Origin of the sequence: Stenotrophomonas sp. NA06056 (assembly GCF_013364355.1) — a bacterium.
Taxonomy (GTDB): domain Bacteria; phylum Pseudomonadota; class Gammaproteobacteria; order Xanthomonadales; family Xanthomonadaceae; genus Stenotrophomonas.
Genome location: NZ_CP054931.1, coordinates 509,979 through 524,779, shown reverse-complemented (window position 1 = coordinate 524,779; position 14,801 = coordinate 509,979). Strand labels below are relative to the sequence as shown.

Genomic DNA, 14,801 nt, shown 5'->3' with positions numbered 1-14,801 from the left:
GACACCTTCGGCTCCGGATGCAGCCCGCGCTGCACGCTCGCCGGGCATGGCCCGGCGCTACCCCCGGCTCAGGGCTTGGCCTTCTCCGGCAAGCGGTACAGCTCTTTTTCGTAGGCCAGCGTGCCCCACATCGCGTAGGCATGTGCGCGCCGCGCCAGTTCCGGCCGCAGTGCCTGCGGCTGCAGCTGGTCGCTCGCAGGATCGTAGCGGAAGCCCTGCGCTGGCTTGTCCGGCTGCAGGATGGCCACATCGTTGCCCTCCATCCATGCCAGGTTGCGGTCGTACTGCATCAGCGCGCGTCCCGGCTGCAGCCGTTGCAGGTCGGTCAGGTCCTGCCCCGCCGTCGGGGTGGGATCGGCAATACCCAGCAGCGACAGCAGCGTCGGCGGCAGATCGATCTGGCTGACGATGCGGCTATCGCGGCGCGCCTCGATGCCGCCGCCGAGGATCAGTCCGGGAATATGGAAGTTGCCGATCGGCACCATGTTCTTGCCGAACACCCGCGAATCATGGTCGGCCACCACCAGGAACACGGTGTCCTCCCAGTACGGCGAGGCCATCGCCTTGCTAAAGAACTCGCCCAGCGCGTAGTCGGCGTACTTGGCGGCGTTGTCGCGGGTCTGTTTCGGCTGCTCGTACAGGTCGATGCGGCCGTCCGGGAACTCGAACGGATCGTGGTTGCTGGAGGTGAACACCAGGCCGAAGAACGGCTTGCCGTCTGCTTTCAGTTGCCGGAACTGCTGGTCGGCACGGCCGAACAGGTCTTCGTCAGACGCACCCCACGAGCCGACAAATGCCGGCTTGCGGTAATCCTTGCGGTCCACGATGCGGGTGAAGCCATTGGCGAGGAAGAACTCGCGCATGTTGTCGAAGTGGCTTTCGCCGCCGTAGTAGAAGCCGGTGTCGTAGCCATGCCGTCCCAGCACATCGGCCAGGGTGAAAAAGCGCTGGCGGCTGGCGGGCAGCTTGACCACCGATTCGGCTGGGGTCGGCGGGAACCCGGTCAGTACCGCTTCGATGCCGCGTACCGAACGCGTGCCGGTCGCATACAGGCGCTCGAACGCCCAACCCTGCCTGCTCAGGCGGTCGTAGTTGGGCGACAACGGCCGCCCGCCAAGACTGCCGATGAACTGCGCACCCAGGCTTTCTTCCAGCACGATCACCAGATTGCGCGGCTTGCCGCGGTACTGCGGCGGGCGCAGTGCCAGGGTCGGCAGTGCGTCGGAGACATACGCCGATGCCGGCAGGCCGCTGCTGGCGCGCAGTTCGCTGACCACCTCGGCCAGCGGCAGATCACCGTAGACGCGCGAGGTTTCGCTGCGGGTCGCCAGCTGCCGCGCGGCATGGCCGACGGTGTACAGGGAGTTCAGCGGCAAGGCGTTGATGGTCGGGTCGGTCGAGAACGCCACCAGTGCCGGGTTCAAGGGCCGATGCCCGAGGCTGGAACGCACGCCCAGCGCCGCCAGCAGCAGCACCAGGAACGCCAACGGCAGCCGCCACAGCCATCCAGCTTCAACTGCGACCACTGGACTGTTGCCGACCCATCGCCGCGACCCGCGCAGCAGTGCCCAGAACAGCACGATCACCGCGGTGACTTCGATCACCACGGCCAGCAGATGGCCGCGCAGCAGCGTCATCCCGACCTCTTCGGGATAGATCAGATACTCCAGGAACATACGATTGGGGCGCAGGCCGTACTCGGCCATGAAGCTGGGCGTGGCCAGCTCCATGAACACCAGCAACACGCTGACCAGGATCAGCCACCATCGCAGCAGATGGCGCCACGCGCGGCCCACGTGTCCTTCCAGCGGCAACAGCAGCGCCAGCACCGCCGGGATGCCGTACAGCAGACACAGGGTCGACACATCCACCCGCAGGCCCTGCAGTAGCACCGTGGCCCAGCCATCAGCAGCACTGACCCGCGCGGCGTGCCACAGCGCCAACCCCAGTCGCGACAACGACAGGGCGACGAGGCCAAACAGGAAGAAGACGGCAATCGGACACAGACGCCGGTACAGCGACACCCACACAGCTCGGAGCATGAAAGGAATCCAGAAATGGAGCAAAGGACACCCATGCCCCATCCTTGGCAGCGGGCCACACCGTACAACGTGCAACCCGACACAACCGCCAGCGCAGCGGACCGTCCGCCGACACCGTTCAATGCTCACCGCGGCCTCGATCAGGCCGCAGCAGTGAGTGGCGACAGTTCCCCAACCGCCTCCGCTTCAACCCCGGCCGGACATTCGAGCAACGTCCAGCGGGCCACGCACAATACACTGTGATGACAGTCGAGAGTTGACCGCCGGCGCGGTTCTCAGGTTTCCGCCATAACGCGTAGCGGGCGCCGCGCTAGCCCCGCCAGCGCGCCAGCACCGCCCCACAATCGGCCAGGTGCCAACAGGCCATCTCCGGCCAGGGGTTGTCCGGGGCGTTGACCAGCAGCGTGCGGCTACCGGCCGCGCGTCCGCATTCCAGATCGAAGCGGTAGTCGCCCACCATCACCACTTGCGATGGTTCCACCTGCCAGCGCCGCAGAAAGTACTGCAGCCCGGCGGGTGAAGGCTTCGGCTCGGCCTCGTCGCGGCCGATGATGTCGTCTTCGGCAAATACGTCGCCCAGCCCGATCGCCTCCAGGGTGATCTGCGCCAGGCTGCGCACGTTGCGGGTCAGGATGCCCAGACGGCAGCCGGCGCCCTGCAGCGCGCGCACCAGTGCCACCGCGCCCATCGCTGGCTGGGAAGCGGCGGCCAGCGCACGCTCGTGCGCCAGCAGCCAGGCATGTTTGGCGCTGGCCTCCGCGGCCGGCAACCCGGCCAGGTGGGTGAGGATGTCATCCTCCTGCGGAATCGCCAGTTCGCGCTTGATCCGCGCAAAATCGTGCGCCGCTACGGTCAGCGTGCCATCCATGTCGAACACCCAGTGGCGGATCGTCGACAGTGCCGGCGCAGCCACGGGTGCAGCCATGGTCAATGCCACCACGCCGGCATGCGGCTGGCATCCACGCCACCGGTCTCGAACACGGCCGTGCGCGTGCCACCGGCCTTGACCGGGAATTCGATGCTGATCGACTTGCCCTTGGCCGCCAGCTTCCACAGCGCCTTCTGGTCGGTGATGAACATGGCAATCGCCTCGTCGGTCTTCGGCCGCCATGCCGCCATGGAGATCGGCTTGCCATCGTCCACCGTGACCTTCACCGTGCACTGCGGGCAGCGGAAATCGCCGGCCTGCAGCACCAGGTAGGCATGGCGCTTCCATTCGGGATGGTCGCGGAACACCAGCTGCACCGGCTTGGCGCCGCTGCCATCCACGTCCACCCGCTCCTTGCTGAAGATCTGTGCCGACACCTGGTTGCCCTTGCTGCCGACCGGAATCTGGTTGTACTGCCACAGCGCCTGCATGCGGCGCAGGTCGCGCGCAGCGTCGCCCTTTGCCTTGACCTCGTCGAAGCCGGCGGCGATGCGCTCGGCAGCGGCGGTGTCCTTGTACTGGTCCAGCAGCGAGGTACCATGCAGGCGCGCGCGTTCCCAGTCCTGCGCGGCCACGGCCATGTCGTACTGCTTGGCCACGTCCTCGGCCTTGGCTTCCTTCTGCGCCTGCACGGCAGCAGCGGCGGCCTCCTGCGCCTTGCGTTCTTCCTCGGGGTTGCTGCAGGCGGCCAGGGCCAGGGTGCAGGCGGTGAGCAGGATCAGTCGTTTCATGGCGGAGTCCTTTACGGGTGCATCCCGATTCTATCGGCAGCGAAAAGCGGATACAGCAACGGCGGGTTTCCCCGCCGTTGATGATGAAGCGGTGCCCGGTTGCCGGCCAGCGGCCGGCACTACCGTTTACTTGGCTTCAGCCTTGGCCAGCATGTCCTGCACCGAGGCGGTGGTGATCGGGTGGTAGCCCGGCTTGGCCTTCTCGAACGCCTGCTTGGCCAGCTCCAGCCCCTTCGGGGTCTTCACCAGTTCGGCGTAGATCGGCAGGATCAGCTTGCGACGACCGACACGCTCGATGAACGCAGCCGCCCCTTCATTGGCCTGCTCGTAACCGCTGCGGATGGTCAGCGGGTACCAGCGCATGGCGATCTCGCCATTCGGGGTGCCGGTGAAGTGGAACGCCTTGTCCAGCGTGGCCAGCTTGTCCAGCGGCTGGGTGGCGCCCAGACCATCGATGAAGCGCACCCATTCCTGCGTGCTCCAGTCGGCGATGACCTGGCTGCTCGGCACGGTGCCGGCGCTGGCAAACGCGATGCGCGCGGTATCGACGCTGCTGAAGTTGCGCGACTGCGCCTTGGCGGCGAAGGCCGGAATGCCCGGCTCGTCCAGCCACGCCTTCAGTTCGGCCTCGGTGACCGCCGACGGATTCTTCGGCAGCAGGTTCTTCTTCAGGTACTCAACGAACTGGTCGGTGTTGGCGCTCTGGAAGGCGTGGTCATCGAACCAGCCGCGCAGGAACGGATCGAAGGTTTCGCGGCCGAAGCGCTGTTCCAGGAATTCCAGGAACCACGAACCCTTGACGTAGGCCACCTGACTCAGTGCTTCGTCCGGGTCACGCTCGTTCAGCGGCGGCAGCGCCAGGGCCTGGTCGGCCGGGCTCATGTCCTTCACTTCGGCCAGCAGATCGGTCTGGTCGATCTGCTTTTCCATCTCGGCCATCTCCTTGCCGTACAGGGCTTCGGTGATGCGGCCCTGGACGTAGGTGGTGAAGCCTTCATTGAGCCAGATGTCCTTCCAGCTGGCGTTGGTCACCAGGTTGCCCGACCAGCTGTGCGCCAGTTCGTGGGCTACCAGCGAGACCAGCGACTTGTCGCCGACGATCACGGTCGGGGTGGCGAAGGTCAGGCGCGGGTTTTCCATGCCGCCGAACGGGAACGACGGCGGCAGCACCAGCATGTCGTAGCGGCCCCAGCGGTATTCGCCGTACAGCTTCTCGGCGGCACCGATCATCTTCTCGGTGTCTTCAAATTCCTTGGCGGCCTTGTTGACCATGGTCGGCTCGGCCCAGACGCCGGAGCGGCCGGAGATCGGTTCGAACACCAGGTCGCCGGCGGCGATGGCCAGCAGGTAGGACGGAATCGGCTGCGGCATCTTGAAGGTGTAGTCACCGTCACGCGCGGCCTTGGGATCGTTGTCGGCGCTCATCAGCACCATCACGTCCGGGCGCGAGACCACGTGCGCGCTGTAGGTGAAGCGCACGCTCGGAGTGTCCTGCAGCGGCACCCAGGAACGGGCGTGGATCGCCTGCGACTGGCTGAACATGAAGGGCAGCTTCTTGCCCTCGGTCATCGACGGCGCCAGCCACTGCAGGCCCGACGCGGTCGGTGCGGTGTGATAGGTCACCTCGACCTTGGCCGGCTGTTCCGGGGTTTCGATGGTCAGCTTGCTGCCGAACACCTTGTCCGCCGGGGCCAGCACGAACTGCAGCGGGCTGCGCGCGCCGTCAGCGGCGATCGCCTCGACCTTGGCGATGCTCAGCTCGCGGGTGTCCAGCACCAGCTGCTTGGCGTCCTTCTGCTTCCATTCCAGGGTGTAGGTGGCGGTGCCGCCGATCTGCTTCTGATCGAAGTCCAGCTTCAGATCCAGCGCGATGTCCTTGACGACGACCTTGTCCGGCTCGGCGTACGAGCTTTCGTCGTGGCTGCGGTTTTCGGCGTTCACGGGGGCGGCAGGAGCCTTCTGGGCAGTCGGGGCGGCGGCGGGTGCGGCGGCCTCCTGGGAACAGCCGGCGGCCAGGGCCACGGCCAGCGGAAGGAGCATCAGCGGATTGCGCATGAATCGGGACCGTTACGGGGGATCAAACCCCAATGGTACCTCTCCCCCGGCCGGGAAGCGTTGCGCGGTGCGGGGTAATGGCCGGCCCCGCGATGGCCCGGTAGGTGCCAACCTTGGTTGGCACGGATCTTTCATCGCTCGCGCCACGTGCCGACCCTGCTGCTTCTGGTAGGTGCCAACCTTGGTTGGCACGGACCTGTCAGCGCTCGCGGACGGGCGTGTGCCAACCAAGGTTGGCACCTACCAAAGAAAGACTTACAGCTTGTAGCCGGAATGGATCGAGACGATGCCGCCGGTCAGGTTCTTGTAGTGGCAGCGCTCGAAGCCTGCCTGACCCATCATCGCCTTCAGCTCTTCCTGCGGCGGATGCTTGCGGATGCTCTCGGCCAGGTACTGGTAGCTGTCCGAATCGTTGGCGAACAGCTTGCCCAGCTTCGGCAGGATCTTGAACGAGTGGAAGTCGTAGATCGGCTTGAACCAGTCCGCGGTGACTTCGGAGAACTCCAGTACACGGGCCTGGCCGCCCACCTTCAGCACGCGGTACATCTCGCGCAGGCCGGCGTCCTTGTCGGTCACGTTGCGCAGACCAAAGGCGATGGTCACCAGGTCGAAGCTGTTGTCCGGGAACGGCAGGGCTTCGGCATTGCACTGCACGTAGTCCAGGCCGAGCACCAGGCCGCGGTTGGTCAGGCGGTCGCGGCCGACCGACAGCATGCCGGCGTTGATGTCGCCCAGCACCACCGAACCCTCGGCACCGACCCGCTCCTTCAGCAGCGCGGCGATATCACCGGTGCCACCGGCCAGGTCGAGCACGCGGTCACCCGGCTTCACCTGCGCGGTGGCTACGTAGTAGCGCTTCCATGCCCGGTGCACGCCCATGCTCATCAGGTCGTTCATCAGGTCGTAGTTGCGCGCGACCGACGTGAACACCTGACCGACCAGCTTCTGCTTGTCCTTGGCGTCAACGTCGCGGAACCCGAAATGGGTGGTACCGGATTTGTAGGGGGATTCGCTCATGCCCCCGATTATCGCACCGCCGGGCCCCTGCGGGGAACGCTGGCCGTATCATGGCGCCCCACGACCTACCGGAGCCCCGCATGATCACCACGCCCGACTACCAGGCCCTGCTGCAGACCGCCATCGCCGAAGCCCGCCAGGGCCTGGCCGAAGGCGGCGTGCCGATCGGCGCGGCGCTGTACCACAACGATGGCCGACTGCTCGGCTGCGGCCACAACCGCCGCGTGCAGGAAGGCGACCCGTCCGTGCATGGCGAGACCGACGCGTTCCGCAAGGCCGGCCGCCAGCGCCGCTACCAGGACACCATCATGGTCACCACCCTGGCCCCGTGCTGGTACTGCTCGGGCCTGGTGCGCCAGTTCAACATCGGCACGGTGGTGGTCGGCGAATCGCGCACCTTCCAGGGTGGCATCGACTGGCTGCGGGAAAACGGCGTCAACGTGATCGACCTGGACAGCCAGGAATGCGTGGACCTGCTTGGCGGTTTCATTGCGCAGCATCCGGAAATCTGGAACGAAGACATCGGCGAATGAGCATCCGCCACGGGTGATGCATCCGCCTTGATGAACGCTTCAGTGCCGGCACAGCCTTGTGCCGGCAGCGTCTGCGCGTTTCAACGTGAACTGATGCGCAGTCAGCTGCGTGCAGTGCACACGCGCCACTAACATCCTGCTGCGCAGCCCCGTCTAGGGTGGACTGCAACCGAGGCCCCCGCCCCGGTCTGGAGCCGACCATGCAAGTGCATGCCGTACGTACTCCCAGCGACCCGGCCCTGGCCGCGATCTGGAACCGACTGCAGCGGCAGTATGCACTGCACAAGCGCAGTGCCTCGTTCTGGAACGCCTACCAGGACATGCAGCAGGATCTGCTGTACGACCATCCCCGCGATATGGAGCGCCTGTGCGATGCGATGGCGGGCATGGCCGAACGTCTGGGTGCGGTTGAACACGCGCAGCTGTTGCGCCATCGCGACGCTGGCTGCACATCACGCTGACACAGCATGCACTGCCACCCGGGCCACACTGTAATGGTCCCCCACTCCCTTCACTTCCAACCGATTGGATCGTCATGCACGCTGAAGTACCCGCCATTCCCCCGGTCATCAATGTTGATGCGGAGCTGGACTACTGGCGCCGCCAGCACGCCGATGGCGCACTCGCGCATACCTCGTTCGGCACCTATGTGCCGTGGATCAAGTTCGCCTGCGATTCGTTGATCACCCAGCCGCGCGCCAGCAATGCCCAGCGCGATGAACTCTTCCAGACCCAGTACGCGCTGCAGATCATGCCGCGCCTGACCGAAGCGCAGGCCCGCGAATTCGTCGAACACTGCTGGCAGCATGTTTACCTGGCCAGCCCGGTGCGCAGCCAGGAAGCACCGCGCCTGCGCGCCTGAGTCTACGTCCGGCTGCACGGCACCTGCACAGACATGTGCCGATGATCGCCGTCATTCCAGTGGGACGACGACGATGCGTGCAAGAAACCTGTTCAATACGATCGCCAAGAAGGCTGCGGCCGCCACCGGCTCGCCGTGGACCTTCCTGGCTGCGGTGGCGATCGTCGTGCTGTGGGGCATCAGCGGCCCGATATTCAGGTTCAACGATACCTGGCAGCTGGTGATCAACACCGGCACCACCATCATCACCTTCCTGATGGTGTTCCTGATCCAGCACACGCAGAACGCGGACACGGCGGCGATGCAGATCAAGCTGGATGAACTGATCCGCGCCACCGCCGATGCCAACAACGAGCTGCTGGATCTGGAAGAGCTGGACGAAGAACGTCTGGAGGAGATCCGCGCCGAGTACGAGCGGATGGCGCGCGAAGCCGGCGACGCGCTGACGCGGGTACGCGCCTGCCGCAGCGAGCGGCGGGATGACGAAGCGGTGTAGCAGGCCCTGAAATGACAATGCCGGCCAGCGGCCGGCACTACCATCGATCATCAAGGTAGGTGCCGACCTTGGTTGGCACATGGCCACCCGCCTGCACTGACGCATCCGTGCCAACCAAGGTTGGCACCTACCACAGGCGCTGCTTACCCGCGCTCGTGCCAGCCGCCGCCCAGCACCTTGTACAGCGTGATGCGGTTGGACTGCTGCGCCAGCTGCGTCTGCAGCTGTGTCTGCTGCGCGTTGTAGGCGGTACGACGCGCATCCAGCAGGGTGACGAAACTATCCAGGCCGGCGTCATAGCGCGCCTGCGACAGGCGGTTGGCCTGCTCGGCCGCTTCCACCAGTCGCTGCTGCGAGGCGGCCTGCTCATCCAGGCTGACATTCAACGCAAGCGCATCGGCGGTTTCGCGGAAACCGCTCTGGATCGATTTTTCGTACTGCGCCAGTGCGATATCGCGGTCAGCGTTGGCCACCGCCAGGTTCGCGCGCAGCTTGCCACCCTGGAAGATCGGCAGGGTGATCTTCGGCAGGAAGCTCCACACCCGCGTACCGCTGTCGAACAGGCCCGACAGTTCACCCGAGCCGCTGCCGATGCTGCCGGTCAGCGAGATGCTGGGGAAGAAGGCGGCACGAGCGGCACCGATGTTGGCATTCGCGGCCAGCAGCTGGTGTTCCGCTGCCATGATATCCGGGCGCTGCAGCAGCACGTCGCTGGGCAGTCCGGCCGGCGGTGGCGCCAGCGCCAGTACCTGCGGTGCGATGCTGTCCGGCAGCAGTGCCGGATCCAATGGGCCACCGGCCAGCAGCGCCAGCGCGTTGCGGTCCTGCGCCAGCTGTCCACGCAGACGCGCGGCATCGGTGCGCGCGGTCTCGACCAGGGTGCGGGTCTGGGTCAGTTCCAGCGCCGAACTGCCGCCACGCTCATGGCGTGCTTCGGCCAGACGCAGTGAATCCTCATAGGTTTTCAGCGTTGCTTCGGCGATCACCAGGCGCTGCTGGTCAGCACCGTAGGTCAACCACGCCGTGGCGGTCTCGGCCACCAGGCTCAGCTGCGCGTTGCGGCGGTTGGCCGCTACAGCGAAGTACTGCTGCAGCGCGGCCTCGCTCAGGTTGCGCACGCGACCGAACAGGTCCAGTTCGAACTCGGCCACGCCAACGCCTGCGCTGAACTGCTCGGTCACCGGAACGTCGCCACCGCGGCGGTCCATCTGCCCGGTCACGGCCACACCCGGTACGCGGTCAGCGCGCTGCACGCGGTACTGCCCGCGCGCCTTCTCGACGTTGAGCACGGCCACGCGCAGGTCGCGGTTGTTGTCCAGTGCCTGGCCGATCACCTGCTGCAGGCGCTCATCGGTGAAGAAGTCGCGCCAGCCGACCGCGGCCGCATCGGCCACTTCACCCTGTGCGGCTTCCGCCGGCCACTGCGATGGAATGGCTGGGGCCACTGCGGTGTTCTTCGGCGCCAGGGTGCCGCACGCGCTGAGCGCCAGCGCGGCGGCAAGGGATACTGCAAGAGAAGAGAATTTCATAGCGACACCTTGGGGGTCACGGTGGTAGCGCCGGGCCGGGCCCGGCGACTATGCGGTGAGGCATCCGCCGGGCATGGCCCGGCGCTACCGGTTGTCATCACTCGGTGGCGTTGCGCTTCTTGAACACGCGCTGCACCACGACGAAGAACAGCGGTACGAAGAACACGCCGAGCACGGTGCCCACGATCATGCCGCCGAGTACGCCGGTACCGATCGCCTGCTTGGCGCCGGAACCTGCACCGGTGGAGATCGCCAGCGGCAGCACGCCCATGCCGAATGCCAGCGAGGTCATGATGATCGGGCGCAGACGGTCGCGGACCGCATGCATCGTCGCTTCAATCAGCCCTGCGCCCTTCTCCAGATGCTCCTTGGCGAACTCGACGATCAGGATCGCGTTCTTGCTGGTCAGGCCCACCGTGGTCAACATCGCCACCTGGAAGTAGATGTCGCGCTCCATGCCACGGAAGGTGTTGGCCAGCACTGCACCGAGGATGCCCAGCGGCGCCACCAGCAGCACCGAGGTCGGCACGCTCCAGCTTTCGTACAACGCGGCCAGGCACAGGAACACGATCATCAGCGACAGCGTGTACAGCAGCGGTGTCTGCGAGCCCGCCTGGCGTTCCTGGTAGGACATCGCCGTCCACTCGACGCCGAAGCCCGCCGGCAACTGCTTGGCCAGCTGTTCGATCTCGGCCATGGCATCACCGGACGCCACGCCCGGGGCCGGTTCGCCCTGGATTTCGGTGGCCGACACGCCGTTGTAGCGTTCCAGGCGCGGTGAGCCGTAGTCCCAATGCTTGCTGGCAAAGGCACTGAACGGAACCATCTCCCCCTTGTCGTTCTTCACCGACCAAAGATCGAAGTCCTCCGGCACCATGCGGAACGGCTGGTCGGCCTGCACGAACACGCGCTTGACGCGGCCGCGATCGACGAAGTCATCGATGTACGAGCTGCCCCACGCGGTGGCCAGGGTGGTGTTGACCTGGTCGATCGACAGGCCCAGCGAGCTGGCCTTGGCCACATCGATATCGATGCGGAACTGCGGGGTGTCTTCCTGGCCGTTCGGGCGCACGTTGGCCAGCTTCTTGCTGCCGGCCGCCAGGCCGAGCAGCTGGTTGCGGGCCGCAAGCAATGCGTCGTGGCCCTGGCCGCTGTTGTCCTTCAGGAAGAAGGTGTAGCCCGAGGCCGTACCCAGTTCCGGAATGGCCGGCGGCGGGAAGGCAAAGATGAAGGCATCCTTGATCTGCCCCAGTGCGGCCATCGCACGTCCAGTGATCGGCATCACGCCATTGTCAGCGTCACGCTCGCTCCAGTCCTTCAACTTGACGAAGGCCATGCCCGCGTTCTGGCCCATGCCGGCGAAGCTGAAGCCCTGCACCGAGAACACCGATTCGACGGCACCCTTCTCGTTTTCCATGAAGTGCTTTTCGAGCGCGGCGATCGATTCCAGCGTGCGCTCCTGGGTGGCGCCCACCGGCGCCTGTACCAGCGCCATCAGCACGCCCTGGTCTTCGTTGGGCAGGAACGAGCTGGGCAGGCGCACGAACAGCACGCCCATCAGCAGGAACAGCGCAGCCACGATGCCCATGAACCGCCACGGGCGATGCAGGATGCCGCGCACGCCGCGCTGGTAGCTGTCACTGGTGCGATCAAAGCCGCGGTTGAAGCCATTGAAGAAGCGACCCGACCAGCCCTTGTGGGCGACGTGGTGCTCGCCCTTCTTCAGCGGCTTGAGCATGGTCGCGCACAGCGCGGGTGTCAGCACGATGGCCACCAGCACCGACAACGCCATCGCCGACACGATCGTGGCCGAGAACTGCCGGTAGATCACACCGGTGGAGCCGCTCATGAAGGCCATCGGCACGAACACCGCCGACAGCACCAGGCCGATACCCACCAGCGCACCGGTGATCTGGCCCATCGACTTGCGGGTGGCTTCCAGCGGCGACAGGCCCTCTTCGGACATGATGCGCTCGACGTTCTCCACCACCACGATGGCATCGTCCACCAGCAGGCCGATGGCGAGCACCATCGCGAACATGGTCAGCATGTTCACCGAGAAGCCCAGCACCGACAGCACGCCGAAGGTACCCAGCAGCACCACCGGCACGGCGATGGTCGGGATCAGGGTGGCGCGGAAGTTCTGCAGGAACAGGTACATCACCACGAACACCAGCACGATCGCTTCGAGCAGGGTCTGCACCACGCCCTTGATCGACACGCGCACGAACGGGGTGGTGTCGTACGGGATCTCGGCCTTCAGGCCGGCCGGGAAGAAGCCTTCCAGTTCCTTCAGGGTTTCATCGACACCGGCTGCGGTATCCAGCGCGTTGGCGCCGGTGGCCAGGGTGACCGCCAGGCCGCTGGCCGGCTGGCCGTTGTAGCGGGTGACGAAGTCGTACGACTCGGCGCCCAGCTCGACGCGGGCAACATCGCCCAGGCGCAGTTCGGCACCGTCCTGCGCACCGCGCACGATGATGTTGCGGAACTGTTCCGGGGTCTGCAGGCGCGACTGCGCGTTGATGGTGGCGTTGAGCTGCTGGCCCTTCACCGACGGCGCACCACCCAGCTGGCCGATGGCCACCTGCGCGTTCTGTGCCTTCACCGCAGCAACCACTTCCGGCACCGACATGCCATAGGTGTGCAGCTTGTTCGGGTCCAGCCAGATGCGCATGGCGTACTTGCCACCGAACACCTGGATGTTGCCCACGCCCGGCACGCGGCTGAGACGGTCCACGACATTGGAACCGACGTAGTCGGCGATGTCGTTGGCATCCATGCTGCCGTCTTCGGACACGAACGCGATGACGTTCAGGAAGCCCGAGCTGGACTTGGCCACGTTGATGCCCTGCCGCTGCACTTCCTGCGGCAGCAGCGGCATCGCCAGCTGCAGCTTGTTCTGCACCTGCACCTGGGCGATGTCGGGGTTGGTACCGCTCTCGAAGGTCAGGGTGATGGTGGCCTGGCCGTTGGACGAGCTGTTGGAGGAGAAGTAGATCAGGCCATCAAGGCCCTTCATGTTCTGCTCGATGATCTGCGTCACCGAGTCTTCGACCACCTTGGCCGAAGCACCCGGGTAGCTGGCGCTGATCTCCACCGCCGGCGGTGCGACGTTGGGGTACATCGAGATCGGCAGCTTGAACAGGGCCAGGCCGCCGGCGAGCATGATGATGATCGCGATGACCCACGCGAAGATGGGTCGATCAATGAAGAAACGTGCCATGGGGTTCTCCGCTTACTTCGCGCCTGCGGCCGCAGCTGCAGGTTGGGCGGCGGCCGGCTTGGCCGGGGCGGCACCCTGTTCGGTGGCGTTCACGGGCATGCCCGGGCCGATCTTCTGCAGGCCTTCGACGATGACCTTGTCACCGGCCTTCAGGCCGTCCTCGACCAGCCACTTGTCGCCAACGGTGCGGCTGACCTTGACCGGGCGCACTTCGACCTTGTTGTCCTTGCCGACCACCATCGCGCTGGTATCGCCCTTCGGATCGCGGGCGATGCCCTGCATCGGCACCAGCACCGCATCGCTGCGCACACCACCGCCGATCACCGCGCGCACGTACATGCCGGGCATCAGCAGACCGTCGGGGTTGTCGACCTTGACCCGCAGAGCGAAGCTGCCGGTGGCCGGATCGACGCTGACTTCGGAGAACTCCAGCGTGCCCTTGTGTTCGAAGGTGCTGCCGTCTTCCATCAGGATGCTGACCGGCGTCTGCTGGTTGTCCTGCAGTCGGCCGGCGGCCAGTTCACGGCGCAGCTGCAACAGCTCGGCTGAGGACTGGGTCAGGTCCACATAGATCGGGTCCAGCTGCTGCACGGTCGCCAGCGCCGTGGCCTGGCCAGCGCTGACCAGCGCGCCCTGGGTGACGCTGGACTTGCCGATACGGCCGCTGATCGGCGCGGTGATCCGCGCATAACCGAGGGTGACGTTGGCGGCATCCAGCGATGCCTTGGCGGCACCGACATCGGCCTCGGCCTGCTTCTGCGCGGCCACGGCGTTTTCCAGATCCTGCTGGCTGACCGCGTCGACCTTGGCCAGCTCGGTGATGCGCTTGGCGCTCAGGCGGGCGGCGTTGGCGGTGGCTTCGGCGCGGGCCAGCTGCGCACGTGCACTGTTGGCCTGGGCGCGATAGCTGGCATCTTCGATCTGGTACAGCGGCTCGCCGGCCTTGACCATCCCACCCTCGGTGAACAGGCGCTTGGCGACGATGCCGTTGACCTGCGGGCGCACTTCGGCCACCAGGAAAGCATTGGTGCGGCCCGGCAGCTCACGGGTCAGGCCGACGGTTTCGGACTTCAGCGTAACCACGCTGACCTGGCCCGGCCCCTGTTCGGGGGCCTGGGGTTGGCCGCCGCAGGCAGCGACGGTCGCAGCGATCGCCAGCGACAACGCGAAGGGTCGGATTCGGCTCAGCAACATGATGGGAATGGCTCTTGAGGGGAGGGATCTCAGCAGACGCTGATACTGCGGACCCTCCCCTTGCAGGAGTGAAGACCGCGCGAACAGCGCCCACCCGGGTGGAGTGGGCGCCTGGACAGGCCTGCCACGCACACGACGGGAATGATGGGAGGGAAATATACATACATGCGTGTTTGTTTGTAAACCGGTAC

The 14,801-nt window shown here is 65.8% G+C and carries 12 protein-coding genes; 4 read left to right on the top strand and 8 right to left on the bottom strand.

Translation table 11 applies throughout. The annotated features are described in order from the left end of the window. Positions 1 to 68 precede the first annotated feature (68 nt). From HUT07_RS02365 to ubiE, 5 genes are all read right to left on the bottom strand, one after another. The gene (locus HUT07_RS02365) at positions 69 to 2,042 is read right to left on the bottom strand and encodes an LTA synthase family protein (protein ID WP_176019567.1); all 1,974 of its coding nucleotides are present in this window, start codon (positions 2,040 to 2,042) and stop codon (positions 69 to 71) included. Between the two features lie 310 nt (positions 2,043 to 2,352). Further along, entirely contained in the window at positions 2,353 to 2,967 is a 615-nt protein-coding gene (locus HUT07_RS02360; protein ID WP_176019566.1) for an HAD family hydrolase, read from the bottom strand. A 2-nt stretch (positions 2,968 to 2,969) separates the two neighbouring features. Then, positions 2,970 to 3,701, bottom strand: coding sequence for a hypothetical protein (locus HUT07_RS02355; protein ID WP_176019565.1), 732 nt, complete (start codon positions 3,699 to 3,701; stop codon positions 2,970 to 2,972). Positions 3,702 to 3,827: 126 nt separating this feature from the next. Then, entirely contained in the window at positions 3,828 to 5,756 is a 1,929-nt protein-coding gene (locus HUT07_RS02350; protein ID WP_176019564.1) for a M1 family metallopeptidase, read from the bottom strand. A gap of 255 nt (positions 5,757 to 6,011) precedes the next feature. Continuing rightward, positions 6,012 to 6,773 (bottom strand): bifunctional demethylmenaquinone methyltransferase/2-methoxy-6-polyprenyl-1,4-benzoquinol methylase UbiE, encoded by a 762-nt coding sequence (ubiE, locus tag HUT07_RS02345; protein ID WP_032976541.1) that lies wholly within the window; start codon positions 6,771 to 6,773, stop codon positions 6,012 to 6,014. Positions 6,774 to 6,853: 80 nt separating this feature from the next. Here ubiE and HUT07_RS02340 point away from each other — a divergent pair, with 80 nt between their 5' ends. The 4 genes from HUT07_RS02340 to HUT07_RS02325 all read left to right on the top strand — a co-directional run bounded on the left by HUT07_RS02340 (position 6,854) and on the right by HUT07_RS02325 (position 8,664). Then, on the top strand, positions 6,854 to 7,306 hold the full coding sequence (locus HUT07_RS02340; RefSeq protein ID WP_005411083.1) for a nucleoside deaminase: 453 nt from the start codon (positions 6,854 to 6,856) through the stop codon (positions 7,304 to 7,306). A 200-nt stretch (positions 7,307 to 7,506) separates the two neighbouring features. Then, positions 7,507 to 7,767 carry a hypothetical protein gene (locus HUT07_RS02335; RefSeq protein ID WP_176019563.1) on the top strand — a complete coding sequence of 87 codons (261 nt, stop codon included), beginning with the start codon at positions 7,507 to 7,509 and terminating at the stop codon, positions 7,765 to 7,767. A 74-nt stretch (positions 7,768 to 7,841) separates the two neighbouring features. Further along, positions 7,842 to 8,168 carry a hypothetical protein gene (locus HUT07_RS02330; protein WP_176019562.1) on the top strand — a complete coding sequence of 109 codons (327 nt, stop codon included), beginning with the start codon at positions 7,842 to 7,844 and terminating at the stop codon, positions 8,166 to 8,168. A gap of 73 nt (positions 8,169 to 8,241) precedes the next feature. Next, positions 8,242 to 8,664, top strand: a complete 423-nt coding sequence (locus HUT07_RS02325) for a low affinity iron permease family protein (RefSeq protein ID WP_176019561.1) — start codon at positions 8,242 to 8,244, stop codon at positions 8,662 to 8,664. A gap of 143 nt (positions 8,665 to 8,807) precedes the next feature. On the opposite strand, the gene smeF is transcribed toward HUT07_RS02325, so the two are convergent. The 3 genes from smeF to smeD all read right to left on the bottom strand — a co-directional run bounded on the left by smeF (position 8,808) and on the right by smeD (position 14,610). Next, on the bottom strand, positions 8,808 to 10,193 hold the full coding sequence (gene smeF, locus HUT07_RS02320) for a multidrug efflux RND transporter outer membrane subunit SmeF (protein ID WP_176019560.1): 1,386 nt from the start codon (positions 10,191 to 10,193) through the stop codon (positions 8,808 to 8,810). Between the two features lie 97 nt (positions 10,194 to 10,290). Continuing rightward, entirely contained in the window at positions 10,291 to 13,416 is a 3,126-nt protein-coding gene (smeE, locus tag HUT07_RS02315) for a multidrug efflux RND transporter permease subunit SmeE (protein WP_176019559.1), read from the bottom strand. A 12-nt stretch (positions 13,417 to 13,428) separates the two neighbouring features. After that, on the bottom strand, positions 13,429 to 14,610 hold the full coding sequence (smeD, locus tag HUT07_RS02310; protein ID WP_099820612.1) for a multidrug efflux RND transporter periplasmic adaptor subunit SmeD: 1,182 nt from the start codon (positions 14,608 to 14,610) through the stop codon (positions 13,429 to 13,431). Positions 14,611 to 14,801: the final 191 nt, after the last annotated feature.

Bases quoted from the DNA above. Each gene is read 5' to 3' on its own strand.
- HUT07_RS02365 (WP_176019567.1), bottom strand. From the start codon at position 2,042: ATGCTCCGAGCTGTGTGGGTGTCGCTGTACCGGCGTCTGTGTCCGATT.
- smeF (WP_176019560.1), bottom strand. From the start codon at position 10,193: ATGAAATTCTCTTCTCTTGCAGTATCCCTTGCCGCCGCGCTGGCGCTC.
- ubiE (WP_032976541.1), bottom strand. From the start codon at position 6,773: ATGAGCGAATCCCCCTACAAATCCGGTACCACCCATTTCGGGTTCCGC.
- HUT07_RS02330 (WP_176019562.1), top strand. From the start codon at position 7,842: ATGCACGCTGAAGTACCCGCCATTCCCCCGGTCATCAATGTTGATGCG.
- smeD (WP_099820612.1), bottom strand. From the start codon at position 14,610: ATGTTGCTGAGCCGAATCCGACCCTTCGCGTTGTCGCTGGCGATCGCT.
- HUT07_RS02340 (WP_005411083.1), top strand. From the start codon at position 6,854: ATGATCACCACGCCCGACTACCAGGCCCTGCTGCAGACCGCCATCGCC.
- HUT07_RS02360 (WP_176019566.1), bottom strand. From the start codon at position 2,967: ATGGCTGCACCCGTGGCTGCGCCGGCACTGTCGACGATCCGCCACTGG.
- HUT07_RS02355 (WP_176019565.1), bottom strand. From the start codon at position 3,701: ATGAAACGACTGATCCTGCTCACCGCCTGCACCCTGGCCCTGGCCGCC.
- HUT07_RS02350 (WP_176019564.1), bottom strand. From the start codon at position 5,756: ATGCGCAATCCGCTGATGCTCCTTCCGCTGGCCGTGGCCCTGGCCGCC.
- smeE (WP_176019559.1), bottom strand. From the start codon at position 13,416: ATGGCACGTTTCTTCATTGATCGACCCATCTTCGCGTGGGTCATCGCG.
- HUT07_RS02335 (WP_176019563.1), top strand. From the start codon at position 7,507: ATGCAAGTGCATGCCGTACGTACTCCCAGCGACCCGGCCCTGGCCGCG.
- HUT07_RS02325 (WP_176019561.1), top strand. From the start codon at position 8,242: ATGCGTGCAAGAAACCTGTTCAATACGATCGCCAAGAAGGCTGCGGCC.